The sequence below is a fragment of the Prosthecobacter sp. genome (assembly GCF_044227185.1).
GTDB lineage: Bacteria > Verrucomicrobiota > Verrucomicrobiia > Verrucomicrobiales > Verrucomicrobiaceae > Prosthecobacter.
Genome location: NZ_JBGAFO010000004.1, coordinates 165278 through 189267, shown reverse-complemented (window position 1 = coordinate 189267; position 23990 = coordinate 165278). Strand labels below are relative to the sequence as shown.

General features: G+C 62.2%; 22 protein-coding genes and 1 pseudogene. 16 read left to right on the top strand and 7 right to left on the bottom strand.

Annotation, left to right across the window (positions count from 1 at the left end; genetic code table 11):
* Positions 1-2 precede the first annotated feature (2 nt).
* Genes ACILSQ_RS11390 through ACILSQ_RS11350 form a run of 9 tightly spaced genes read left to right on the top strand, consistent with a single transcriptional unit; the run spans position 3 to position 9157 of the window.
* Positions 3-995 (top strand): exosortase/archaeosortase family protein, encoded by a 993-nt coding sequence (locus ACILSQ_RS11390; protein WP_395743749.1) that lies wholly within the window; start codon positions 3-5, stop codon positions 993-995.
* Positions 992-1705, top strand: coding sequence for an exosortase-associated EpsI family protein (locus tag ACILSQ_RS11385; RefSeq protein WP_395743748.1), 714 nt, complete (start codon positions 992-994; stop codon positions 1703-1705). The genes ACILSQ_RS11390 and ACILSQ_RS11385 overlap by 4 nt, the downstream gene beginning before the upstream one ends.
* A complete protein-coding gene (larE, locus tag ACILSQ_RS11380; protein ID WP_395743747.1) occupies positions 1702-2502 on the top strand; it encodes an ATP-dependent sacrificial sulfur transferase LarE in 801 nt (266 codons plus the stop codon). The genes ACILSQ_RS11385 and larE overlap by 4 nt, the downstream gene beginning before the upstream one ends.
* On the top strand, positions 2499-3257 hold the full coding sequence (gene larB, locus ACILSQ_RS11375; RefSeq protein ID WP_395743746.1) for a nickel pincer cofactor biosynthesis protein LarB: 759 nt from the start codon (positions 2499-2501) through the stop codon (positions 3255-3257). Before larE ends, larB begins: the two co-directional genes overlap by 4 nt.
* Before the next feature lie 7 nt (positions 3258-3264).
* Complete coding sequence (locus ACILSQ_RS11370; protein WP_395743745.1) at positions 3265-4626, top strand: phenylacetate--CoA ligase family protein; 1362 nt, start codon at positions 3265-3267, stop codon at positions 4624-4626.
* A 23-nt stretch (positions 4627-4649) separates the two neighbouring features.
* Complete coding sequence (locus ACILSQ_RS11365) at positions 4650-4835, top strand: hypothetical protein (RefSeq protein WP_395743744.1); 186 nt, start codon at positions 4650-4652, stop codon at positions 4833-4835.
* The gene (locus ACILSQ_RS11360; protein ID WP_395743743.1) at positions 4825-5142 is read left to right on the top strand and encodes a type II toxin-antitoxin system PemK/MazF family toxin; all 318 of its coding nucleotides are present in this window, start codon (positions 4825-4827) and stop codon (positions 5140-5142) included. Before ACILSQ_RS11365 ends, ACILSQ_RS11360 begins: the two co-directional genes overlap by 11 nt.
* Before the next feature lie 50 nt (positions 5143-5192).
* A complete protein-coding gene (locus ACILSQ_RS11355; RefSeq protein WP_395743742.1) occupies positions 5193-7325 on the top strand; it encodes a bi-domain-containing oxidoreductase in 2133 nt (710 codons plus the stop codon).
* Positions 7326-7342: 17 nt separating this feature from the next.
* Positions 7343-9157 (top strand): heparinase II/III family protein, encoded by a 1815-nt coding sequence (locus tag ACILSQ_RS11350; RefSeq protein ID WP_395743741.1) that lies wholly within the window; start codon positions 7343-7345, stop codon positions 9155-9157.
* Positions 9158-9684: 527 nt separating this feature from the next.
* On the opposite strand, the gene ACILSQ_RS11345 is transcribed toward ACILSQ_RS11350, so the two are convergent.
* From ACILSQ_RS11345 to ACILSQ_RS11325, 5 genes are all read right to left on the bottom strand, one after another.
* Positions 9685-11313 carry a peptide ABC transporter substrate-binding protein gene (locus tag ACILSQ_RS11345; protein ID WP_395743740.1) on the bottom strand — a complete coding sequence of 543 codons (1629 nt, stop codon included), beginning with the start codon at positions 11311-11313 and terminating at the stop codon, positions 9685-9687.
* Positions 11314-11425: 112 nt separating this feature from the next.
* Entirely contained in the window at positions 11426-11788 is a 363-nt protein-coding gene (locus ACILSQ_RS11340; protein WP_395743739.1) for a hypothetical protein, read from the bottom strand.
* A gap of 335 nt (positions 11789-12123) precedes the next feature.
* Complete coding sequence (locus ACILSQ_RS11335) at positions 12124-12999, bottom strand: ABC transporter permease (protein ID WP_395743738.1); 876 nt, start codon at positions 12997-12999, stop codon at positions 12124-12126.
* Positions 12996-13907, bottom strand: coding sequence for an ABC transporter permease (locus ACILSQ_RS11330; protein WP_395743737.1), 912 nt, complete (start codon positions 13905-13907; stop codon positions 12996-12998). Before ACILSQ_RS11330 ends, ACILSQ_RS11335 begins: the two co-directional genes overlap by 4 nt.
* A complete protein-coding gene (locus tag ACILSQ_RS11325) occupies positions 13904-14680 on the bottom strand; it encodes a creatininase family protein (RefSeq protein WP_395743736.1) in 777 nt (258 codons plus the stop codon). The genes ACILSQ_RS11330 and ACILSQ_RS11325 overlap by 4 nt, the downstream gene beginning before the upstream one ends.
* Positions 14681-14758: 78 nt before the next feature.
* Here ACILSQ_RS11325 and ACILSQ_RS11320 point away from each other — a divergent pair, with 78 nt between their 5' ends.
* The 5 genes from ACILSQ_RS11320 to dgt are packed head-to-tail and all read left to right on the top strand — an operon-like array spanning position 14759 to position 18401.
* A complete protein-coding gene (locus ACILSQ_RS11320; protein WP_395743735.1) occupies positions 14759-16087 on the top strand; it encodes a c-type cytochrome domain-containing protein in 1329 nt (442 codons plus the stop codon).
* A gap of 5 nt (positions 16088-16092) precedes the next feature.
* Complete coding sequence (locus ACILSQ_RS11315) at positions 16093-16473, top strand: hypothetical protein (RefSeq protein WP_395743734.1); 381 nt, start codon at positions 16093-16095, stop codon at positions 16471-16473.
* A complete protein-coding gene (locus tag ACILSQ_RS11310; RefSeq protein WP_395743733.1) occupies positions 16470-16838 on the top strand; it encodes a CoA-binding protein in 369 nt (122 codons plus the stop codon). The genes ACILSQ_RS11315 and ACILSQ_RS11310 overlap by 4 nt, the downstream gene beginning before the upstream one ends.
* Before the next feature lie 41 nt (positions 16839-16879).
* Entirely contained in the window at positions 16880-17077 is a 198-nt protein-coding gene (locus tag ACILSQ_RS11305) for a hypothetical protein (protein WP_395743732.1), read from the top strand.
* Between the two features lie 52 nt (positions 17078-17129).
* Positions 17130-18401: a dGTP triphosphohydrolase gene (dgt, locus tag ACILSQ_RS11300; protein WP_395743731.1), complete on the top strand. Its 1272-nt coding sequence runs from the start codon at positions 17130-17132 to the stop codon at positions 18399-18401.
* Here dgt and ACILSQ_RS11295 read toward each other — a convergent pair.
* Together ACILSQ_RS11295 and ACILSQ_RS11290 are read right to left on the bottom strand one after the other, a co-directional pair.
* Positions 18385-18561 carry a hypothetical protein gene (locus ACILSQ_RS11295; protein WP_395743730.1) on the bottom strand — a complete coding sequence of 59 codons (177 nt, stop codon included), beginning with the start codon at positions 18559-18561 and terminating at the stop codon, positions 18385-18387. The two genes, dgt and ACILSQ_RS11295, sit on opposite strands and share 17 nt — an antisense overlap.
* Before the next feature lie 22 nt (positions 18562-18583).
* Positions 18584-19874 (bottom strand): annotated as a pseudogene (locus tag ACILSQ_RS11290) (LL-diaminopimelate aminotransferase).
* 172 nt (positions 19875-20046) lie between these two features.
* Between ACILSQ_RS11290 and ACILSQ_RS11285 the strand changes: the two are divergent.
* Both ACILSQ_RS11285 and ACILSQ_RS11280 read left to right on the top strand, forming a co-directional pair.
* Entirely contained in the window at positions 20047-20727 is a 681-nt protein-coding gene (locus ACILSQ_RS11285) for a matrixin family metalloprotease (RefSeq protein ID WP_395743729.1), read from the top strand.
* 45 nt (positions 20728-20772) lie between these two features.
* The gene (locus ACILSQ_RS11280; protein WP_395743728.1) at positions 20773-23943 is read left to right on the top strand and encodes a PVC-type heme-binding CxxCH protein; all 3171 of its coding nucleotides are present in this window, start codon (positions 20773-20775) and stop codon (positions 23941-23943) included.
* Positions 23944-23990 lie beyond the last annotated feature (47 nt).

Below are 23990 nucleotides of genomic sequence, written 5' to 3'. Positions count from 1 at the left end.
CCATGTCCCAACCATTCATTCCAAACTCACCGTGGCGCAGCAGGGCGGCAGCTTTGATCTGCGGCGCGGCGGTGGCGCTGATGATGGTGGCGCAGCCCTATGCGGCGGGGTATGGGCCGTTTCGACGCACGCTGTTTGCCGAGCTGCTGATGCAGTGGCAGGATGCCACATGGCAGCATGGCGCGCTGGTGCCATTCATTGTGGCGTATCTGATCTGGCACCGGCGGGCGGAGGCGGCGCGGCAGCCATGCACCTCAAGCCGCGGCGGATTTGTCCTCCTTGTGTTTGCACTGTTCTGCTACTTTGCAGGCTACCGGGCGAACAACTTCTACTGCGGATACCTGGCGATGATGTGCCTGATGGCCGGGGCCTCCCTGTGGCTGGAGGGAGTGCAGCGCAGCCGGACGCGGCTCTTTGCGTGGCTGATGCTGGGCTTCATGTGGCCGCTGCCGTTTCTGGAAGAGAGCATCGGCTACCAGATGCGGCTGCTGATGGTGAGGACGACGGGCTTTGTGCTGAACAGCGTGGGCGTGGATGCACTGGTGTCCGGCACGGCATTGCAATCCATGCCGGAGCCCGAACTGGGGCGGAGGGCGGGGGAGCTTTTCAGCGTGGGGGTGGCGGCGCCGTGCTCGGGTATGAGATCGCTGTTTGCGCTGCTGGTAGTGGGCGCATTGTTCAGCTACTTCCGTCAACGTGTGATGTGGCGGAGGGCGGTGCTGTTCAGCACGATTTTGCCGATCGCCGTCGTGGTGAACATGGTGCGCGTGGTGGTGCTGGTCTTTGCCGCCATGGCCTTTGGCCAGAACTGGGCGATCGGAGACGGGGAGGACAAGGTGTCCACGTTTCATACGATCACGGGCATTGGCATGTTCCTGGTGGCGGTGCTGCTGCTGCAGGCCGCCTCGTGGCTGCTGGACCGCTGCTGCGACGGGCGGGGTCTCAAGCGCGCGCGAACTGTGTCACGCCAGGTGGCTGCATCCTCCGCTTCATGATTGTCCGTGCGTCCATTCTCCTGGTGCTTTGTGGTATGACGATGCTGCTGTGCCAGTTTTCTCCCCAGCCCCGAGGGGGAAAGGAGGCTGGCGTGCTGGCGGAGCTGCCGCTGGTGGCGGGCGGATTTGTGGGAACGAACGAAGAATCAGACAAGAGGGAGCGCGAGCTGCTGCCGCCCGACACGATCATCAAGAAGCGTGAGTACCACACTCCCGGCAGAGGGCGTGATCAGCGAGATGTGGCTCATGCCACGCTGGTCATTGCAGGGAATGACACGCGCAGCATCCACCGGCCTGAAGTTTGTCTGGACGGGCAGGGCTGGACGATCACGAGCTCGACGGTGCGCGAGGTGAAGATGATCTCGGGCGCGGTGCTGCGGGTGCGTGACCTGGGGATCGAGCGCGAGGAGCTGATGCCTGACCGGTCCAAGCTGCGGCTGCGAGCGCACTATGTGTACTGGTTCGTGGGCAATGACCTCAGCACGCCGAGCAATCTGGAGCGCCAGATGCTGAGCCTGCGGGACAGCGTGCTGAGGAATGTGAACCACCGCTGGGCGTATCCTTCGGTGATGGCGCGTGTGACGGACAACCTGACGCCGCAGCAGAGCGGTGAACGCCGCCGCGATGATGCGGAGACGGTGGAGATGATTCTTTCCCTCATCCGCAGTCTTGCACCGAAGTTTCAAAAAAGTTTGATGACGACACCATGATACAAAAACTCAAAGAACATCTCCAACCCCTGGGACGCGTGGCCGTCGCCTACTCAGGGGGGGTGGACAGCACGCTTGTCTTGAAGGCTTCGATTGATGCGCTGGGCGCTGAACACGTCATCGCGTTGCTGGCGGTTTCGCCGAGTCTGCCGCAGAGTGAAAAGGATGAGGCCATCGCATTGGCGCAGCGGCTCGGGGCGCGGCTGGAGATGCTGACGACGGAGGAGGTGAGCGATCCTGATTATCAGAAGAACGCGCCCAACCGCTGCTACTTCTGCAAGGATCATGTCTATCGGGCGCTGCGGCTGTTTGCGGAGAAGAACGGCATCATGCATGTGCTGGATGGCATGAACGCCGAAGACACGCTGGATGTGCGGCCGGGGCGCGCGGCGGCGCGTGAGCTGCAGATTCTAAGCCCGCTGCATGAGCTGGGCTTCAGCAAGCAGGACGTGCGCTATTTTGCCAAGGCGCTGGGTTTGCCCAACTGGGACAAGCCTGCGGCTGCGTGCCTGGCCTCCCGCGTGCCGTATGGAACGAGCGTGACGGCGAAGCTGCTGTCGCAGATCGAGCGTGCGGAGGCGGCGCTTTTTGATCTTGGCTTTCGTGAGCTGCGGGTGAGGCACCATGGGGATGTGGCGCGCATTGAAGTGCCGGACGCGGATCTGCCACGGGTGCTGGAGGAGCGGGAGGCGATCACTAAGGCGCTGCGTGCGGCCGGGTACACGTATGTCACGCTGGATCTTTTAGGGCTGCGCTCCGGCAGCATGAATGAAGTTCTTCAAGCGCGCGCGGTATGAATGAATCCAAACTTCTCGACCTGCTCGACCAGGTCTGCAGAGGCAGCGTGCCTCCTGACCAGGCGCTGGAGCGGCTGCGCACGCTGCCGTTTGCGGAGGCCGGGGAGGTGCTGGCGGACACGCACCGGGTGATCCGGCAGGGATTTCCAGAGGCAGTGTATGCAGCAGGGAAGACGCTGACGCAGACTTCGGATGCGCTGACCGCGCTTGTTGGCGCGCATGGCTGCGCGCTTGCCACGCGTGTGAGCATTGAAACGGCGGCCCTGCTGCTGCAGCGTTTTCCAACGGGGAGCTATGACGGGGTGTCGCGGTTGTACCGCATCGGGCAGATGGGCGGTTCATTTCGATCAGCGACGGTGGCGGTGGTGTGTGCGGGGACTTCGGACCTGCCGGTGGCGGAGGAGGCGGCGCAGACGCTGGAGTTTGCGGGGGCGCGGGTGAGCCGCTTCACGGATGTGGGGGTGGCGGGGCTGCACAGGCTCATGGCGCGGCTGGATGATCTGCGGGGTGCGAGCGTGGTGATTGCCATCGCGGGAATGGAGGGGGCGCTGCCCAGTGTACTTGGCGGGCTCGTGGCTGCGCCGGTGATCGCGGTGCCGACGAGCGTGGGGTATGGGGCGAATCTCGGCGGGATTTCGGCGTTGCTCGGGATGCTGAATTCCTGCGCCAGCGGACTTACGGTGGTGAACATTGACAATGGATTTGGCGCTGCGGTGGCGGCTTTGCGGGTGCTGAATCTGATGGCGAAGGGGTGAATGACACATGTCTCTGGAAGACACTCTCTATCCGCTGCTCAGGCTTTATGAGGCGGCGCCGCAGCCGGTGAAGTCGCTGGCGGGGCGGGCTTATCGCGCGCTGCCGTCGTCGTTGCGTTATGGCTCCGCCTACACGCGGTTTCAGAACGAGGCGCGGGAGGTGGAGACGTGGGATGCGGAGACCATCCGGCGTTATCAGGTGAAGGCCTTGCGGGAGTCAATGATGGCGGCCGCGAAGGCGCCGTTTTATGCGGAACGATTTCCCGCCGACCCATCCAAATTTGAATCACTCGAGCAACTGGCGGACTATCCATTGCTGACGAAGGAGGATTTGATTTTGCAGCGGGAGCGGATGGTGAATCCGGAGTTTGGATCGAATCAACGGCTCTACATCACCACGGGTGGGTCTAGCGGTGTGCCGGTGGGATTTTATCTGCACAAAGGGGTGAGCCGCCCGAAGGAGCAGGCTTATCTGGAGGCGCAGTGGTCGCGGCGGGGGTATCGGGCCGGGGACAGGATGGCGGTGATTCGCGGGGGCGTGACTTCAAGCAAGGCGGGTGGCGGCATCAGTTATTTTGATGCGACGCGGAACTGGCTGATTCTTTCCTCCTATCATCTGACTCCGGAGCGACTGCTGGAGTATGTGGAGGCCTTGAACCGCTTTCGTCCGCAGCATCTGCATGCGTACCCCAGCGCGGCGCTGATGCTGGCGCAGATGGGGGTCAAACTGGAGTTTGAACTGACGTCTTTGCTGTGTGGTTCGGAAAAGCTGACGGCGGAGTCGCAGCAGTATTTGGAGCAGTTCTTTGGCGCGAAGGTGATGCACTGGTATGGGCACAGCGAGCGCGTGGTGCTCGCGGCGCAGGGACGGACGTCCAATGACCTGCAGTTCTGGCCCACGTATGGGTTTGTGGAATTTGGCGAGCCGGATGCCGAGGGAAACCGGGAGATCATCGGCACCTCGTTTCACAATCACGTCATGCCGCTGATCCGGTATCGCACAGGGGATTACGCGAGGATCAACGATGGGGTCGTCTCGGCGATCGTGGGCCGCGATTATGAGTTTTTGGTCAGCGCTTCCGGCCGTCGCATCTCACTGACGGCCATCAACATGCATGACCGCATTTTCGACGGGCTGCTGGCGGTGCAGTTTTTTCAGGAACGTGAAGGCGTGGTGGAATGCCGCTATCAAGCTGGGCCGCAGTGGGGGGGCGGAGATGATGCGATGCGTACGGGATTGATGAAGAAGCTGGGGGATGATTTCGACCTCACACTCCGGCGGGTGGCTGAGGTGGAGAAGACCAGCGCGGGAAAGCATCGATGGCTGGTGACCAAGCTTTGCATGGACAAGCAGCCGCTTGCGAAGTGATCTTGTTTTGTTAGGATTCAGACGTGAGCGCCGCCGTTCTTCAACTTCTCAATGTCATCAAACAGCTTCCGATCGCTGAACAGCTGGAGCTGCACCATGCCATGGCGGAAACGGTTCCCATGAGCGACGATCTCACCGACGATGATTTCGCCGCTCTCGCAGCGGCATCCTTTAGAGCCCTTGACGAAGAAGAGGCCCATGCTGCCTAAACGTGGAGAGGTCTGGCAGGTCGATTTTGGCATGGCGCAAAAGGTCCGGCCGGCACTGGTGATCAGCATTGCGTATGGGGACAATGACCGGGCTTTGATTGGTGTGATACCTCATACAACCGCGACACGAGGATCGAGCTTTGAAGCCGCCATTCCGCTTCCAAGCCTGAAAGAGGGCGCCTTTTTGGTGCAGGGCATTCAAGCATTGCCGCCGAAATATTTCCTGCGTCGCATGGCGGTTCTAAGTGCTGATCAGATGGCGGAAGTCGAACAGTGCCTGCTGAAATGGCAGGGGATGGGCCCCTGAGACGGAAGCAGCTTTTGCAGGGGAAGAAGGAACTGAATCTCGTCGGGAGCATGAAACAACTCGCCCAATATCAGGACGGACGTCTGGAACTGCAGGAGGCGCCTGCGCCTGTGGCGCCGCCGGGAGGCATTCTGGTGCAGACGACCTGCTCGGTGATTTCTCCCGGCACGGAGCGCATGAAGGTGGAGCAGGCGCGGATGTCGCTGCTGCAAAAGGCCCGGGCGCGGCCGGATCAGGTCAAGAAGGTGATCGATACTGCGAAGACGCTGGGCTGGAAGGCCGCGCTGCAAAAGGTGCGCAATCGCCTCGAATCTCCCACGCCGCTGGGCTACTCCGCGGCCGGTGTGGTGGTGGCGGTGGATGAACTGAATACACGTTTTCGTGTGGGCGATCGCGTGGCCTGCGGTGGTGCGGAGTGCGCGTTTCATGCCGAGATGATCGCGGTGCCGGACCTGCTGGCCTCACCCATTCCCGAAGGCGTGGAAGACTGGCAGGCGGCCTATACGACCCTGGCGTCTATCTCCATGGAGGCGGTGCGTCAAAGCGGTGCGCGGCTGGGTGAACGGGTGCTGGTGATGGGGCAGGGACTGGTGGGCCTGCTGGCTACGAGTCTGCTGAAGGCTTCCGGGGTACGAGTGCTGGCCGTCGATTACGTCGCTGATCGTTTGCAGACTTCGCTCGCCATGGGAGCGGAACGTGTGATGAATTCATCGCAGTCGAAGCTGGAGGACGAAGTGCGCGCATGGACAGACGGCCACGGTGTGGATGCCGTGCTGCTTTGTGTCGGTGGCAAAGGACGGGATGCGGCGGATTCGGCCATCGCCTGCCTGCGTGATCGCGGTGTGATGGTGATCGTGGGCATCTACGATGCCGAACTGTCGTGGAAGACGGCCTACATGAAGGACATCCAGGTGCGCTACTCGCGCAGCTATGGACCGGGCCGCTACGATCCGCAGTATGAGTGGGGCGGACAGGACTATCCGATCGGGCATGTGCGCTGGACGGAGAACCGGAATTTTGAGGCGTGCCTGGAGTTGATGCGTACGGGGCAGCTTGATTTGAAGCCAGTGACCACGCGACGCGTGGGGTTTGGCGGAGTGCTTGATGTTTACGACAAGCTGCAGAACGAGCTTGGGGTGGTGATTGAGTATGGTGGCGCCGGCTTCAGCCGGGCTGGAGAGGAGAAGGTCCAATGCCAGTCCGAGTTTCCGGGCCGCCTAAAGGCGGAACTACAAGACGGCGTTGGGAGGCTCGATGTCGTTGGTGCGGGCAATTTTGCGCGGACGATGCTGCTGCCGCATGTGAAGGGGCAAATCGCGCTTGGCACGATTGTGAATGCGACCGGGCTGAGCGCGCGGCATGTGAAGGGGAAATTTGGTTTTGCGCAGGCGGAGACGGATGCGGCCAAGGTGTTTGAAAGGGAGGGGGAGGCCCTGATGATCGGCACGCGGCATCATCTGCATGCGCCTCTGGTGCTGAAGGCGCTGCAGGCGGGAAAGCAGGTGTTTGTGGAAAAGCCCCTGTGTCTCACCCGCGAGGAATTGGAACAGATCGACGCGGCCATGGTGGAATGCGCAGGCAGCGTGATGGTGGGATTCAACCGGCGCTTTGCACCGGCCACCGTGGCGATGATGGAGGTACTGAAGTCTGTCTCAGGACCTAAGACGCTGTCGTTTCATGTGAATGCGGGCGTGCTGGCGCCGGATCACTGGTATGCCAATGTCGCTGAGAGCGGCGGCCGCGTTCTGGGCGAGGCCTGCCACTTCTTCGACTTCGCCTGCCATGTGCTTGGAAAGCCGGTGAAGGTGACGGCGCAAACGGTGGGTCGGCCGAAGGTGCCGGACTCAGTGACGGCGCAGATCGAATTTGCCGACGGGTCATCGGCGCAGGTGATTTATTCGGCTGAGGGCGACACGGCCTATCCCAAGGAGACGTTCCGGGTCTTCGCGGGAGGTGTCGTCATTGCGTGCGAAAACTTCATGAAGCTTTCCGTCTTCAAGAAGCGCAAAGAGACGGTGAAGAAGTTCGCGTCGAAGGGGCATGCGGAGGAGATGGCGGCGTGGCTGGCCTTCCTGAAAAAGGAGGCGGCGCATCCGCTGCCGTATGAACAGGCGCGGCAGAGCATGCGCCTCACGTTTGCCGTTTTGGAGTCGATTCGGGAAGCACGGAGCATTGCACTCTGATGGGGCTGGGCTGGTACATGCAGCGGTTGCGCGCGATGAGCGTGGGCGAGATCGGCCGCCGCATTGCGGAGCGTCTGGGGCGTCGGAATGAGGCCGCCAGCCTGCGGCGCATCTCGCGCAAGGCGTGGGACGGCACCTTTGCCGACGTGCCGCGGCTGCCCTGGCGTGAACGCGTGCCGCCTGAACTGCGCAAACAACTGGCCGCGGATGCGGAAAAGCTCGTGCGCGGGGAGTGGGAGCTTTTTGGCTGGAAGAGCGTGGAAGTGGGCGCGCCGCCCTGCTGGCACCGCGATGCGACTTTAGGCGTGGTGATTGATCCCGACGTTCCGGCGCGAAAGCTGGATCATCGCCATCTGGAGCATGATGCGGATGCGCGCGCCGTGTGGGAGATCAACCGCTGGAGCGAAATGACGCGCATGGCCATGCACAGCGCCTTGAACGGCGACGTGCATGCGATCCGCGTTTCGCAGCTCTGGCTGGAGGACTGGTGCGACCGCAATGTGCCGGGACATGGCATCAACTGGACCAGCCCGCTGGAAGCTGCGCTGCGGCTGATGAACTTCTGCTGGTTCGATGCGCTCGTGCGCGGATGCAATGATCCCGAGCTGGCGCGCCGGCAGGATGAACTGACCGCACGCATCGTTCCGGTGCATGCGTGGTGGATCTGGAAGCGGCGCTCGTTTGGCTCCTCGGCCAACAATCATCTGATAGGAGAGCTGTGCGCGCTGGTGATGGCGCTCAGCCGCTGGCCGGCGCTGGCGCGCATGACGCGACCCGTGGAGCATGTGGTGCGGCTGCTGGAGCATGAGATCCTGCAGCAGTTTGCCGCTGACGGCGGCAACAAGGAGCAGGCCCTGCATTATCACCTCTTCGCCTGGGAAATGTGCTGGCACGCGGGCATGGCGGCGGGCGGCTTCACCGGGGAGGTGCGCCAGCGGCTGGCCCAAGCGGCGCAGTATTTTGTGGATGTCGCGGAGCCACCCGAGTGCTGGGATTTTGGCGATTCCGATGATGCGCAGGTGCTGCCGCTGCCGCTGAAACGTGCCAACGCAGCCGCGGAGTTTCGCGGCTGGCTGCTGAAAAGAGCGGAGGGCGCGGTGCTGCGCTTCTGGCTGGGGGAGCCGCCGCCGGGAGTGAAGGCCGCGATGCGCAGCAAGTGGCAGACCCATGAGCAGAGCGGCCAGGCCCTCTGGCGTGATGCGCGCTGGACGGTGCGGGCGGATGCCTCTCCGCTCGGGCTCGGCAGCATGGCGGCGCACGGGCACCTGGATGCCCTGCATGTTTCACTTTGGTTTGAGCAGCATGCGCTCATCATTGATCCGGGAACCGGCGCTTACTACAGCAACCCGGCGCTGAGGGCGCGGCTGGCTTCGTGGGAGGCGCACAACGGGCCCGTTCCTGTGACCGGCCGGGCCGCACCGCGGCGCATGGGTGCGTTTCTTTGGGCCAGGCATCACGCCAAACCGGTGCTGGAGCTCAATGATGACATCTGCGTGATGACTTTGACGTGCGAAGGGCTGCGGACGCAGCGTGCCGTGCATGTGACGCAGGATTATGTGGAGATCTGCGATGATGCGGGCCCCGAAATTTTGCACGCAGTGACGTGGCAGCTCGCGCCGGGGTGGAGCATTCAGCAGGAGCGCAAGAACGGGTTCGTCTGCCAGCATGCGGAGTCCATTCCTGTGCATGGAACGTTGAACGGCGACGGCATTGAGAGATGGGAGATTGTGGAGCAGGAGGCTTCGCCGCACTTCCGTGAAGTGGTCAGCACTCAGGCTGTCAGGGTCACCTTTCGCGGCACGCTGACAACGATCTGGCGCAAGTCCGACTGACGACTGATAACATTTGCGGCCATTGCGAGGCGCGGGAGATGATCCCGCGCCTTTTTTATTCTTTCGGCTGGAGCCGGGGCAGTGGGTCTCCTGGAAGCGTGCCGCTGCGAGATGGCGGGGCAGACGTCGCTGAAGAATGCGATGCGAAGAAAGCGATGGGTTTGCTGGATCCTAGCGTGCGTAGCACATGAGGCGTCCCCTCACCCCAGCCCTCTCCCCGAAGACAAATTTTGTGGTTTGCGTTTTTCAGCGGCGGGGAGAGGGAGAACCGTATTGGCTGCCCTGCCTTTAATTGGACACGAAATCATTTAGATGCTCTCAAGCTCGGCGTCCGTGGGATATCATACGGAAGGCCGTTGGCCTTCAAAATCAGGTGGTCGATAAAAAGCAGGGAGCATTGTTCGACTGAGATGCAGACCTGTTTTCAAATGTTCGTGGTGTTATCCACGGTTGCTAGCTGCTGCCTTTTCCGCCAAGGCTTCGAAGCTCAAACCGGGGGCGGACGCCTGCGTTCCACAGCACCACATTCACGGCACCAGCTCCACCGCCTTGTAGCAGCGATGGTCGAGGAGGGAAGGGAGCAGTCCTTTGACCTCGGGGCGCATCAGGTAGGAGTGCGTGTACCAGTAGATGGGGATGATGGGCGCTTCCTTGAGCAGAAGGGTTTCAGCCTCGTTGAGAAGCTGCAGGCGTCTGGCGTCGTTGCCTTCCTGGAAGCTTTGATGAATCAGTTCATCGTAGCGGGGGCTGCCCCAGCCGGTGTTGTTGTTGCCGTCGCCGGTCTGCCAGATGCCGAGAAAGGTGGAGGGGTCGAGGTAGTCCCCCACCCAGGCAAAGCGAGCCAGGTCATAATCCAGCTTGCGCTGAGACTCGATGTACACGCCCCAGTCCTGGTTCAGCACGCCGGCGGGAATGTGAAGATGCTCCTTCCACATGGCCTGCACGGCCTCCGCGAGTGAACGGTGGGCGGGGCTGGTATTGATGAGAATGTCAAAAGGCGGAAAATCTTTGCCTTCGGGAAAGCCGGCCTCTGCCATGAGCCTGCGCGCCTCGGCGGGATCAAAGCGCATGACGTCCGGCACTTGATAGCTGGCACTGCAGCCTGGAGGCGTGAGCCCGGTGGCCGGCTTCTGCCCGGCGCGCAGCACATTGCGCGTGATGCTCTCGCGGTCGATGGCGAGGGCCAGGGCCCGGCGCACCAGAGGATTATCGAAGGGCTTCTTCGTGGTGTTGAAGCGGTACATGTACACGCTGAGCAGCGGGTCGTTGTGATAGAAGGGTGATTTGCTCTCGCGGTAGGCGGGGATCTTGGACAGCGGCATGGTCAGCGTCACGTGAAGCTGGCCGTCGGCAAAGGCGCGCTCCTCGGTGGCATCATTGGAGATGGGCAGGAAGACGATGCCGTTGAGCTTTACCGTGGCGGCGTCCCAGTAGTACGGATTGCGCTCCACTTCGAGGGCCTGGTTGACCTCCCAGCTTTTGAGTTTGAAGGGCCCGTTGCAGACCATGTTTGCAGGCCGCGTCCAGCGCGTGTTGCGGTCGGTCATGCTGCCAAATTCTTCGATGGCCTGCTTTGGCATGGGAAACCAGGCGTAGTGCTTCAGCATGCTGGGCAGATAGGGGGCGGGACCCTTGAGGGTGATCTGCAGAGTCAGAGGATCGAGCGCCTTCACGCCGACCTGGGAGAAGTCCTTGATCTTGCCGGTGTGGTACTCCTCGGCATTGAGCATGGGGTAGAGCATGCCCGCGTAGTCCGCGCCGAGCTGCGCGGTGAGGATGCGCTGGTAGGAGTAAACGAAGTCAGCGCTTGTCAGCGGTGCGCCATCGCTCCATCTGCCCTTGGGCTGAAGCTTGAAAGTCCAGACCGTGTAGTTCTCGTGAGTCCATGAAGTGGCGACGCCCGGAGCATCGCCATCGGGATTGCCGGGGGCCGGGGCGATGAGGCCCTCAAAGAGGGCATGAAAAATCATGTGCTCCGGCTGGCCGCTGGCGAGCTGGGGATCCAGCGTGGCGGGCTCGCTGCCGTTTCCGGCCAGGAGAATGCCTGCGCGGGTGGCAGCCTCCACCCGCGTGGGGCGGTGGGTGCGTGCGTGATGAAACCACGCGATGCCGCCGACGAGGGCGGCGAGAATGAGGATGCGAAAAATCCAGCGCATGCGCAAACATGACACGAGGCCCGCCACTCGTGCAACGAGGCATGCACAAAACGGCCCCGCCATGTGCTGGCGGGGCCGCGCGGGTCAGCCGTACTTCATGGGTTCCACGCTACTACCTGTGGAAGCCATGATGGTGGTGGCTGTAACCGTGACCGTAGTTGTAGTTGGGGCGGCAGCCGTTGCCGTAACCGTAACCGCCGACGCCGACTCCAAGGCCTACGCCTACATTGATGCCAGGCTGTACGTAAACAGGACGCGGGCCGGCGGAGCCATACTGGGCCCCGACGGGCACCCACTGGCCGATGGGGCGCCCATAGGCGTCGTAGCTGACGACCTGATACACGGCGGTGATGGGAGTGCCATAGGAGCTGTAGCCGATGACGCGAACCTCGCCCGGGTAGTCAGCTTTGGCGGTGGAGGGAGCTGCAAAACCAAGAACCGCGGCTGCAGCGAGAACTGAGAAGAGTGTTTTCATTGGAGAGTGGATTATTGTATCCGCACTCTCTGACGCGGCTGGTTCGCAACTATTCAGGCCCTGTGAAAATATTTTTACGCGCAGCTCCACCTCTCCCCGGCCAAGTGGTGGTGATGGTAAAGCGGAGCATTGTGTGGCGGAGGCACAAGCTCTCCCGCGGCGAAATGGCCGGAGGACGCTTCTGGAAGACGGGGTGCCTGAAGAAGATGATGGGTTCGCTTCCCGCACTGGCTGCCAAAACCCAGGGGAGCACTCGCTAGCGCTCGGCACCCCTGGGCTGTATTACGGAAGGCCGTTGGCCTTCGAGACAAAGCACTCAGTCTATCATGCAATCCTCAAGAGTGCTGCGACATCGACTTGGGATCAAAGGCGTCCCGCAGTCCGTCACCCAGGAGATTGAGCGCGAGCAGCGTGGTGGAAAAGAAGAGCCCGGGGTAAAGAAGCATCCAGGGGTAGCTTTCCATGGCGCCGGCGCCCTCCTGCAGCAGCACTCCCCAGCTTGCGTCCGGCGGCTGGATGCCGAGGCCGAGGAAGCTCAGCGCCGCCTCCAGCAGCATGACGCCCGGCACGGTGAGGCTGGCGTAGATGATGACGGGCCCCAGCACGTTTGGCAGCAGGTGTTTCCACACGATGTGCCAGAAGCCCGCGCCGCAGGCCCGTGCGGCCACGACGAATTCAAGATTTTTCAACGCCAGCACCTGGCCGCGCACCACACGCGCCATGGTGAGCCACTCCACCGCGCCGATGGCCACAAAGATGAGCCAGAACTTCCGCCCGGCGATGGCCATGAGGAGGATGACAAAGTTCACAAAAGGGAAGGCATAGAGGATGTCCACGATGCGCATCATCGCCGCATCCGTGCGTCCGCCGGCAAGGCCTGAGATCATGCCATAGAGAACGCCGATGGCGACCGCCACGGCCGTGGCCAGGAGGCCCACCTCCAGAGACACGCGCCCTCCGTGCAGGATGCGCGTGAGCATGTCGCGCCCCAGCGAGTCTGTGCCCAGCCAATGAGAGGCGCTGGAATTCGTGGCCTTGAGATCCAGATCCTGCTGCGACTGATCATACGGCGAGAACAGGGGACCCACGACGCACAGCAGCACCAGCACGACGAGAAATCCGAGCGCCCAGGCGTTGATGCGCTGCCGCATCAGGCGGCGCCACGCAGCCTGCATGGGGGAATGACGGCCCTGGCTCGTTTCGTTGCTCATGCCTGGAGACGGATGCGCGGGTTGAGGATGGCCTGGAGGATGTCCACCAGCAGATTGAAGCAGACGATGAGCGCGGCGAAGAAAGTGGAGAGGCCAATGGCGAGGGGGATGTCTTTGTTCACCGCCGCGGAGACAAAGAACTGGCCGAGGCCGGGGAGCTGAAAAACCGTCTCCACAATGAACGAACCCGTGAGCAGGCCCGCCGCGGCAGGACCGAGAAAGTTCAGCACCGGCAGGCTGGCGAGCTTCAGCGCATGCAGAAAGACCACCGAGGTCTCGCCGGCCCCCTTGGCGCGGGCGGTGCGGATGAACTCCTGCGCCAGGGTCTCGCGCAGGCTGCCGCGTGTGAGGCGCGCGATGTAGCCGCTGTAAATGATGCCGAGTGTCAGCGATGGAAGCACCCAGTCCGAGGTGTCAAACCAGCCGGCGGCATTGAACCAGCGCAGGCGGAGGCCGAAGATCATGGCGAGGAGCGGCCCCAGCACCATGCTGGGCGCGCAGATGCCCAGAGTGGCCGCCAGAGTGCTGGCGCGGTCTTCGAGCGAGTTTGGCCGCAGGGCGGCCAGGGCGCCGAGCGGCACGCCGACGGTGAGCGCGAGCAGAAGCGCCGCGCCGCCCACCCTGGCTGAGACTGGAAAGCCGGAGGCGATGATCTCATCCACCCCGCGCCCCTTGTACATTTCAGACTCCGGCAGGTGCAGCGTGGCGTAGTGTTTGAACTGACGTGCGAGCCGAACGATCCACGGTTTGTCACGGCCATAGTATTCGTCCTGCGCCTTCTGGGCCTCCGCGCTGATGGCGCGCTCGCTCCGCGCCCCGCCGCCAGGGGACAGCGCAAAGGTGATGGTGATCACCGCGAAGATCACGATGATGCCCTGCACGATGCGGCTGACGAGGAAGCGGATCATTTCGACTTCTCGTAGAGATCGCTGATGTCCGCGGCGGAGAGCTCGATGAGGTAGGTGGCGATTTTGGCGCCGAGGGCTTCGAAGTAGCGGCGGCCTTTCTCCGCGGTGCTGTGCTGGGGATCTCCGGAGCCGGTGTCGTTCGTGGCCTTCGTCCATGCGCGCTGCGCCCAGGCCCATTTTTCATTGATGGCGTTCAGCTTCCAGCGGTTGTCCGTGCCGGGGCCCCATTCGGATTTCGGCAGCACGAGGTGCGGATGGAAGTGCAGCATGAGGCTGGTCTCGCGCTCATCGGCGTGGTCTCCGACGATATTGAAGATGTCATCTCCCTTCACGGCCTGAAACCAGGAGACGGTGGAGAGAAACATTTTGGGGTGCCTGGCCTGCAGCTCGCGCAGCATCTGGCGGAAGTCGTTGCCGCCATGGCCATTGAGAATGACAAACTTCATGACGCCCACGCCTTCGAGGCTGCTGATGACATCCTCCAGCACCATCAACTGGGTGCTGGGGTTCATGTTGATGCAGAAGGGCACATCAAGCTGGCCGGTCTGCACACCGAAGGGCATGTTGGGCAGGATGGCCACTTTGGCCCCGGCCTCCCAGGCGATGCGGCCTGCCTCGGCGGCGATGGCGTCGTTTTGCAGCGAATCGGTGGCGTAGGGGAGGTGCCAGTTGTGCGCCTCCGTGGCGCCCCAGGGCAGCACGGCGGCCTCATAGCGTGTGGCTTTGACGTGTTTCCAGTTCGTTTCGGCAATGATCCAGGGTCGCGAGCTCATGGGAGGGATGTAAAAGAGGCAAAGGCTTGATGCAACGTCCGACAAACTCGTTCACAAGGGGCGTTTCTTATCACCCCCATGCTGCGTCCGCTGCTTTTTCTTTTCCTCACAGCTTCCGCCTTTGCCGCGGAGATTTCATTTTCGCGGCAGATCGCGCCCGTTTTGATCGACCAGTGCGTGGAGTGCCACCGGGGCGGCAAGGCCAAGGGAAGCTACCGGCTGGACACGGTGGAACTCATGTTCAAGGCAGGCGACAGCAAGGCGGTGCCGGTGGTCGCGGGCAAGCCGGATGAGAGCGAGCTTTACCGGCTGATGGCGACGACTGAGGAGGATGACCGTATGCCGAAGAAGGCCGATGCGCTGCCCGAAAAGGAGATGAAGCTGATCCGCGACTGGATCGCCAGCGGTGCGAGGCTGGATGTGGCGGATAAAAAGGCCTCGCTCAGCTCCATCGTGCCGGAGAAAGAAAAAGCGCAGGCACCGGAAAAATACCCGCGCCCGCTGCCGGTGACGGCGCTGGCCCTGAACCCCGCCGCAGACACGCTGGCCTGCAGCGGTTATTTGGAAGTGACGCTGTGGGACGCTGCCACGGGCAGGCTCAAGGCACGCCTGGGCGGCATGCCCGAGCGCATTCTGGCCCTGGCGTGGATGCGTGAAGATCAGCTCGCCGTGGCCGGGGGTGTGCCGGGGCGCGCGGGCGAGGTGTGGCTGGTCAATCCGGCGAAGCCCACGGAACGCCGGCGTCTCGTGTCTGCCCGTGACTGCGTGCTGGCGATGGCGGCCAGCCCGGACGGCAAACTGCTGGCCTGCGGTGGCGCGGACAATCAACTGCGCTGTTTTGAGCTGCCTTCCGGGAAACTGAAATGGCAGAGCGAGCCGCATGCGGACTGGATCATGGGCATGGCTTTCTCTCCGGACAGCCAGCACATCGCCACCGGCAGCCGGGACCGCACGGCGAAACGCATCGATGCTCTCACGGGCGAGATTGAGGCCACCTTCACGCAGCACACCTGCGCGGTGCTGAGCGTGGCTTTTTCGCCAGACAGCAACGACGTCATCAGTGGTGATGTGGAGGGGGAGATCCGCCGCTGGGACCGCGAGGGCGAGGGGAAGAAAGACACCACGATGCGGCCGGGCGGGCGCACGGAAGTTTTGGCGCTGGGATTTCTGGACCCGAGCACGCCTGTGACGGCGCTGGGCAATGGGGCGGTCGTTTCCGTGGATGTGAAGACACGCCGGGCGAAGGACAAGATCACCCGTCATGAAGACCGTGCGAATGTGCTGCTGATCCAGCGCAGCGGCGAAACGACGCGCCTGATCTCCGGCTGCCACGATGGCAGGGTGAGGGTGAGCGAGATGGGAAAGGCGGAGCCGGTCTTGCAATTCATGGCTTCGCCGGGATGGTAGCGCGCATGTTTGACTCTTTTGAATCACGCACCGATCCGCTGGCCAGCCGCTTTGTGTTTCTGCAGCGGGTGCTGAAGTCTGCGCTGCTGGTTTTCGTGGTGTCCGGAGTGGCGCTGGGACTGGGGGTGCTGGGGTATCATTACATCGCCCGATTTACGTGGATCGACAGCCTGCTGAACGCCTCCATGATCCTGGGAGGCATGGGGCCCATGGGGGACCTGCCCTCGGATGCGGCGAAGGTCTTTGCCTCTCTTTACGCTCTCTTCAGCGGGCTGGTGTTCATTTCCGTCATGGGAATCATGCTCGCGCCTGCGGCGCACCGGGCGCTGCATTTGTTCCATCTGGATGACGAGGACCAGGACCAGGATCAGGATCAAAAATCATGAAACAGGAACGCGTTGTCATCGTGGGCGCCAGCGACAAGCCCGAGCGCTACAGCCACCGGGCGCTTTTGCTGCTGCGGAAGCATGGACATGAGGTGGTGCCGGTGCATCCGCGGCTGGCGGAGATCGAGGGCATTCCCGTCGTGTCTGATTTGAGCGCCATCTCCGGCGCCGTGGACACGGTGACGATGTATGTGGGTGCGGCGATCTCGGATGGACTGCGGGACAAGCTGCTCGGCCTGAAGCCACGGCGGGTCATTTTCAATCCTGGCGCGGAAAATGCGCTCCTGGCGGTGGATTTGGAAAAAGCCGGAATCGCCTGCGCGGATGCCTGCACCCTGGTGCTGCTGAATACGGGGCAGTTTTGAACACAGTCCCCCGCCTGAAAGTCTCAGGCATCATCAACGCCATGCTCGAAATTCAAAAAGCCCGGATCTACGAACGCAGCCGCCTGCGCGCCAAGGGCGTGGCTGAAGACGAGATCGAAAAAACGCAGCACCTGCCCTTCAGGCCCGCCTTTGTGGAGGGCAAACGCCGCCCGCGGGAGGCGGAGGATGACGGCCAGGTGCCCGCGGCCCAGTTTGCCTTCCGCAGGAAGGACCGCTGAGCAGCAGCCTTGCCCGCCCGCCACGACCTGCTAGCATCGCGGCACCCACCGCATGCCAGCGAACCGTTTTTACACCTTCTTCGACTTCGAGACGCTCGATTCACGCCCAGCCCACGCCGGTGAATATCGCAGCCCGTTCCAGATCGACCGCGACCGCATCATCCACAGCAGCGCCTTCCGCCGCCTGCAAAACAAGACGCAGGTGTTTCTCTCCGGGGAGTATGATTTCTACCGCACGCGCCTGACACACAGCATCGAGGTGGCGCAGATCGGCCGCAGCATCTGCGGCTGGCTGACGCAGCAGAGCGAGGTGCTGGATGCGGAGTGCTACATTGATTCGGATCTCGTGGAGAGTGCGTGCCTCAGCCATGATCTCGGCCATCCGCCCTTTGGGCATGCGGGTGAGCGCACGCTGCACCAGCTCATGGCGCCGTATGGCGGCTTTGAGGGGAATGCGCAGACGCTGCGCATCCTGACGCAGACGCTTTTCAGCGAAGGGCGCAGCGGCATGAACCCCACGCGAGCGCTGCTGGACGGGGTGCTGAAATACAAGACGCTGTGGTCCGAAGACAAGAAGGCGAAGAACCACTACCTGTACGATGAGCAGGAGCGCTGGCTGGATTTCACCCTGGGCGGGCAGGCCTTTCCGATGGAGCTCACGCCTGGCAAGGTGCGCAACGGCTTTCGCAGCATCGAGTGCCAGATCATGGACTGGGCGGACGACACGGCGTATTCGCTCAATGACATTGCGGATGGCATCCACGCAGGGTTCATCAATGTGCAGAGGCTGGAGCGCTGGGCGGGGGAGCAGGAGCTGTCAGAGACCGATCAGGCGGATGTGGAGTTTCTGTGCAAAGCGGTGCGCGAGAGCCGGGTGGAGGGCCGGCTGAACCGGCTCATCGGCGAATGCATCCGCGCCACGAAGCTGGTGCCTGCGGCGAACTTTCTCAGCCAGAGCACGCGGCGGCATCAGCATGCGCTGGAGATTGACCCCGTGCAGCGCCGGAGGGCGGATTTGCACAAGAAGATCGCGCTGGAGCTCGTGTTTCTCAGTCCGCAGCTCCAGCAGCTTGATCACAAGGCCGACTTCATTCTCACGCGGGTGTTTGAGGTGCTGCGGGATCGCTACATCGAGACGGTGCAGCCGAAGGGGCTGCACCTGATGCCGCCCGCCATCGAGAAGGAGATCCAGGCCGCGGCGGATGCGCCTGCGCGTGCGCGGCTGGTGTGCGACTGGATCGCGAACATGACGGATCATTTTGCATTCCGGACGTATCGGCGGCTGTTTGACGCGGACTTTGGGTCGATCACGGATTTTGTGTAGTCGTAGCAAACTCACTTTTGCCACGTTCAATGGCTGCCACAAACTCGGGAGAGAGTTCCTCCTGATCATCTAGATAATCCGCCAGCCAGTCCTGCAACTCCAGTGCTGCTTCGCGCGGGAGTTGTTTGATGTCATTCTCGATGGCTTCAAGAACCGACATGGCGGATTCAATGTGTCTCAAATCACAGCGTCGCAATGCGGCGGCAGACTTCTTCGACGTTGGCGCGGCTGTTGAAGGCGCTGATGCGGAAGTAGCCTTCGCCGGCGCTGCCGAAGCCGCTGCCGGGGGTGATGACGACGTTGGCTTCGTTGAGCATCTTGTCGAACATCTGCCAGCTTGTGACGCCCTTCGGGCAGCCGACCCAGACGTAGGGGGCGTTCACGCCGCCATAGACCTGCAGGCCGGCCTTTTTGCAGGCTTCCACGAGGAGGGCGGCATTGCCCATGTAGTGATCGATGAGGGCCTTCACCTGCGCCTTGCCTTCGGGGGAGTAGATGGCCTCGGCGCCGCGCTGGACGATGTAGCTGGTGCCGTTGAACTTGGTGCTGTGGCGGCGGCTCCAGAGGGGATGGATGGCCTGCTTGCCGCCTGCCTTGGTTTTGCCCATGAGGCCTTTGGGGATGATGACGATGCCGCAGCGCACGCCGGTGAAGCCGCCGTTTTTGGAGAAGCTCCTAAATTCGATGGCGCAGTCACGCGCGCCTTCGATTTCATAGATGGAGCGCGGCAGCTCGGGATCGCGGATGAAGGCTTCGTAGGCGGCGTCGTAGAGGATGGTGGTGCCGTTGGCCAGGGCGTATTTCACCCAGGCTTCGAGCTGCGCGCGGGTGGCGACGGCTCCCGTGGGATTGTTCGGATAGCAGAGGTAGGCCAGGTCCACGGGCTCATTGGGGATCTCGGGCACGAAGCCGTTGGCGGGCGTGCATTTCAGGTAGTGCAGGCCGGCGTAGGCGCCGCTTTCGTCGGCATCGCCGGTGTTGCCGGCCATGACGTTGGTATCCACATAGACGGGATAGACGGGGTCGGTGATGGCGATCTTGTTTCCGGCGCCGAAGATGTCGAGGATGTTGCCAGTGTCGCACTTGCTGCCGTCCGAGATGAAAATCTCATCGGCTTCGACGTTGATGCCGCGGGCCTTGAAGTCATGCTCGGCGATGGCGTTGCGCAGGAAGTCGTAGCCCTGCTCGGGGCCGTAGCCGCGGAAGGTGCCGCGGTCGCCCATTTCGTCCACGGCCTTGTGCATGGCGGTGCGGACGGCCTCTGGCAGAGCTTCGGTCACATCGCCGATGCCGCAGCGGATGAGGCGCTTGGCGGCCTCGGTATTGGCTTCGGTGAAAGCCTTCACGCGGCGGGCGATTTCGGGGAATGGCGGCCTCGGTATTGGCTTCGGTGAAAGCCTTCACGCGGCGGGCGATTTCGGGGAAGAGATAACCGGCTTTGAGCTTGTTGTAGTTTTCGTTGATGTAGGCCATGGCGGGGAAAGGAAAGGGGAGGGGAGAGGAAGGGGGCGGGCAGTGTGGCGAGTCGTGGCGGGGATGCAAGAGAGTCAAATTTGTCACTAGGGCCTGAATAATCATTTACAATTCTTACATATGAGAAATCATATCAAGGGTGAGATTCAAAACTGTCGAATCCCACCCTGCCATGAAGAAAAATGCATTCACGCTAAGCCTTTGCTTATGGACCGCCTTCGTGATCAGCAACTGCGCTTATCACGAGGTCGCCTGGCAGAACCAGGAGATCAGCCCTTCTTCCAAGCCCCTCAGCGCCGGCAGGCCGGTCAGCTTCACGAAGCCGCAGCTCTGGAACAAACGCCACCTCACCTGGCGTCTGGATTCCACCGCCATGCCGGAGCGCCTGACTCTGGATGAACTTCAGCGCGAGATCGGTGAGAGCTTCAAAAGCTGGGAGGCGGCCGGCGTCTTCACTTTTGCCCAGGCGCAGGCTGGGGAGAAGGCGGACATCACCATCAGCTTTGGCACCCCTCCTGGCAGAGCCTGGGACGGCCAGCTCGGCAGCATGGGCCATGCCTCCTTCCCCTGGAGCCGTGACCGTGGCCACATCTACCTCGATCCCTCCGAATGGTGGAGCACCCGCTCCGTGGCCCTGATCGGCGATCCCATCACCAAATGGCTGCCGCATGAGATCGGCCATGTGCTGGGCCTGCAGCATTGCCCCGGAGAAGACGAGACCATGAGCGAGACCGGCCCCTACAATCTTCCCGGCAAAAAGAGCTTCGCGCAGCTTCAGCACCTCTACGCCCCGCAGACTCCCGTTTTCACCTGGGTGCAGTGCGTGATGGACAGCTCCGGCGCGGCTGAGTAGCGCGCTGGCAGGCAAGAATGGCGTGCCTTGCGCCGTCCATTCTGCATGCAACGTCCGTTGATCTCATGGCTGGCTCTGATCCTGGCCTCACCTCTCGCCGCCGAGGAACTCAAGTTCCCCACGACGCCGCCCACCGAGCCGCAAAACGCCGCGAAGACCTTCCATGTCCTCGACGGCTTCGAGATGCAGCTCATCGCCGCCGAGCCGCTCGTCACCGATCCCGTCGCCATCACCTATGACGAGGACGGCCGCGCCTACGTGTGCGAGATGAACGACTACCCCTACACGGACAAGGAGCACCACAAGCACGCGCAGGAAAACCCCACCGACCAGGCCATCGGCAAAGTCCGCCTCCTCACCGACACCGACGGCGACGGCATCTTCGACAAAGCCACCGTCTTCGCCGAAGGCCTCTCCTGGCCCACTGGCGCCGCGTGCTGGAAAGGCGGCATCTTCGTCACCGCCACCCCCGACGTGTGGTACCTCAAGGACACCAATGGCGATGGCGTGGCCGATGTGCGGCAAAAAGTCTTCACCGGCTTCAAGAAGCTCAACGTGCAGGCCGTGATGAACAATCCCATCTGGGGCCTCGACCACCGCATCTACATCGCCGGTGGCAGCAATGGAGGCGAAATCCAGCGCGCCCCCGGCAGCGAGGCCGTGACGCCTCTGCCCGCCGATTTCAAACCGCTGCCGATCAAGCGCAACGACTTCAGCTTTGACCCCAGCACGGGTGATGTGAGGCTGGAGAGCGGCGGCGCACGCTTCGGCAACACCTTCGACGACTGGGGCAACCGCTTCCTCTGCAACATCCGCAATCCCTGCCAGCACGTCGTCCTTCCTTATCGCTACCTCGCGCGCAATCCCTACCTTGTCGTCCCCAGCGCTCTCAATGACTGCGCCGAAGCTGGCGACCAGCTTCCCGTCTATCGTACCAGCCCGCCCGAGCCCTGGCGCGAGTTCCGCGCCAAGCGCTGGGTCCAGGAAGGCAGCACCCTGCCCAAGAGCGAACTCGTCGGCGCAGGCGTCGTCACTTCCTCCGCCGGCATCACTGTCTATCGCGGCGATGCCTATCCGAAAGAGTACCGCGACTTCGCCTTCGTCGCCGATGTCGCCGGCAATCTCTTCTACCGCATGAAGCTCGTGCCCGATGGAGTCACCTTTAAAGCCGTGCAGGTGGATGGAACGAAAAACTTCTGCACCAGCGACGACCTCTGGTTCCGCCCCGTCAATTTCGTCAACGCTCCCGACGGCTGCCTCCACGTCTGCGACATGTATCGCGAAGTGATCGAGCACCCCTGGAGTATTCCGGATGACATCCACAGCGCTGTCGATCTGCTGCGAGGACGGGACAAAGGCCGGCTTTTCCGCTTGGTTCCCCGTATTGTAGCACCGCCTTCAGGCGGTTCTGAAAAGGCATCGGCTAAAGGCGGGACTACCATACGACCGACCCCCAAACTCAGCGCCGCCACCACCGCCGAACTCGTTGCATTGCTGGATCATCCCAATGCGTGGCACCGCGAAACTGCGCAGCGCCTGCTGTTTGAACGGCAGGACAAGGCGGCGGTGGAGCCGCTGCTGAAACTCACCCAAGAGGCAAAAACTTCACAGGGTGTCATCAGCGCTCTCTGGACGGCTGCCGAGCTGGGAGGCCTTTTCGGTCCGCCACATTCTGCCTCCAGCGACTCACAAAACAAGACGTTCGCCGTATTGCGCGATGCACTTGAGGGAGACGACCAGCATGTGACGGCACAAGCTGCTTTGATCTCCGATGAACCGCTCATGGGGCTGTCTGACGCTCAACGCAATGTTCTCCGCTTTAACAAACAGCGTCTTATCGGCAAGCATCCGCAATGGATGGCTGCGATTCTGGCGCTGGGGACGGCTCCGGCGGATGTGGTGGCGGAACATTCCGGACGATTGCTCGACGCAGCCTTTGAGGACCGGTGGCTGCAACCTTTGATCATTGATGCCTGTGTGAAAGCCGACCTGAGCCGGGTGGCATTCGCTGCCTTCAATCCACGCGACAAGTTGAGCCGGCAGAGGTCAAAGCTGTTCCCCGCTCTGATTGAAGCCGCATCCGGATCTGCTGACAAGGAGGTCGCGGGCAAAGCTTTTGAACTGCCCATGCTCCTGGATGAGGCGGAGAAGGCAGCGTCCGATCATCCAGTCGTACTGGACGGCCTCGCTCGAACAGCCGCATCGGCAGTTCCAAAGGGGGCGCTGAAGCGAGGATACAAGCTGGCTGATATGTCGGTCAGACCTCAATGTCTCGTCTGGTGGCAGGATCGAATTGCCAAGGCCATGCCGGCAGATCCCGCGGGCGCGGTCCTGCAAGAGAACATCGAATTAGCAGCCCTGCTTCCAGTGTCGGAAGCGAGCTCCACCTTGATTCGGGCCCTGGCACCCAGCCAGCCTGCCGAAATCCAGCTCGTGGCTGTCGAAGCTCTCGGCACCTATCGCGATCCCGTTATCGGCAACATTCTCATCGATGCCTGGCCCAAGCTCACGCCTGCCCTGCGTGAAAAAGCGGCCACCCTCCTCCTTTCCCGCACGGATCGCATCGCCAAGCTGCTTGATGCCATCGAAGCCAAAAAGATTCTTCCTTCCCAGCTCAGCGCTGCCGCGAAGGCCACGCTTGGCCGGCAGAAAACTCCTGCGCTCGCCGAGCGCATCACGAAGCTCATCGGGGATGGTTCCACGTCGAATCGCAAAGCGGTGATCGACAAGTATGCGGCGGCGATGTTTGGCAGTGATGTGGGCGCTCCTGCCCGTAATGAGGCCTCTCCTGGGGGCAGGAATGCCCCCATTACAGGTGATCCCGTTAGTGGCGCGAAGGTTTATGAGACTCTTTGCTTGGTCTGTCATCGTCATCTCGACCGTGGCAATGACGTCGGGCCCAATCTCGGGACCATCAAAGCCTGGACTGCGGAGCAGATCCTCACCAACGTCCTCGACCCCAACCGCGAAGTCTCCCCCAACTTCGCGCTCTACATCGTCGAAACCAACGACGGCCGCACCCTCTCAGGACTGATCGCCAGCGAAACCGCCGGCAACCTGACCCTCAAGCGTGCCGATGGCGGCACGGACACGGTGCTGCGAAGTGAGATCAAGTCATTGACGAGTCCTGGCATCTCGCTGATGCCCGAAGGTCTGGAGGCCGCCATCACCCCCCAGCAGATGGCAGACTTGATCGCCTATTTGAAGGCTCCTTGAGCCAGCAAAATCGACCTTGGTGTTGTGGCGGATTTGCGATAGAATGA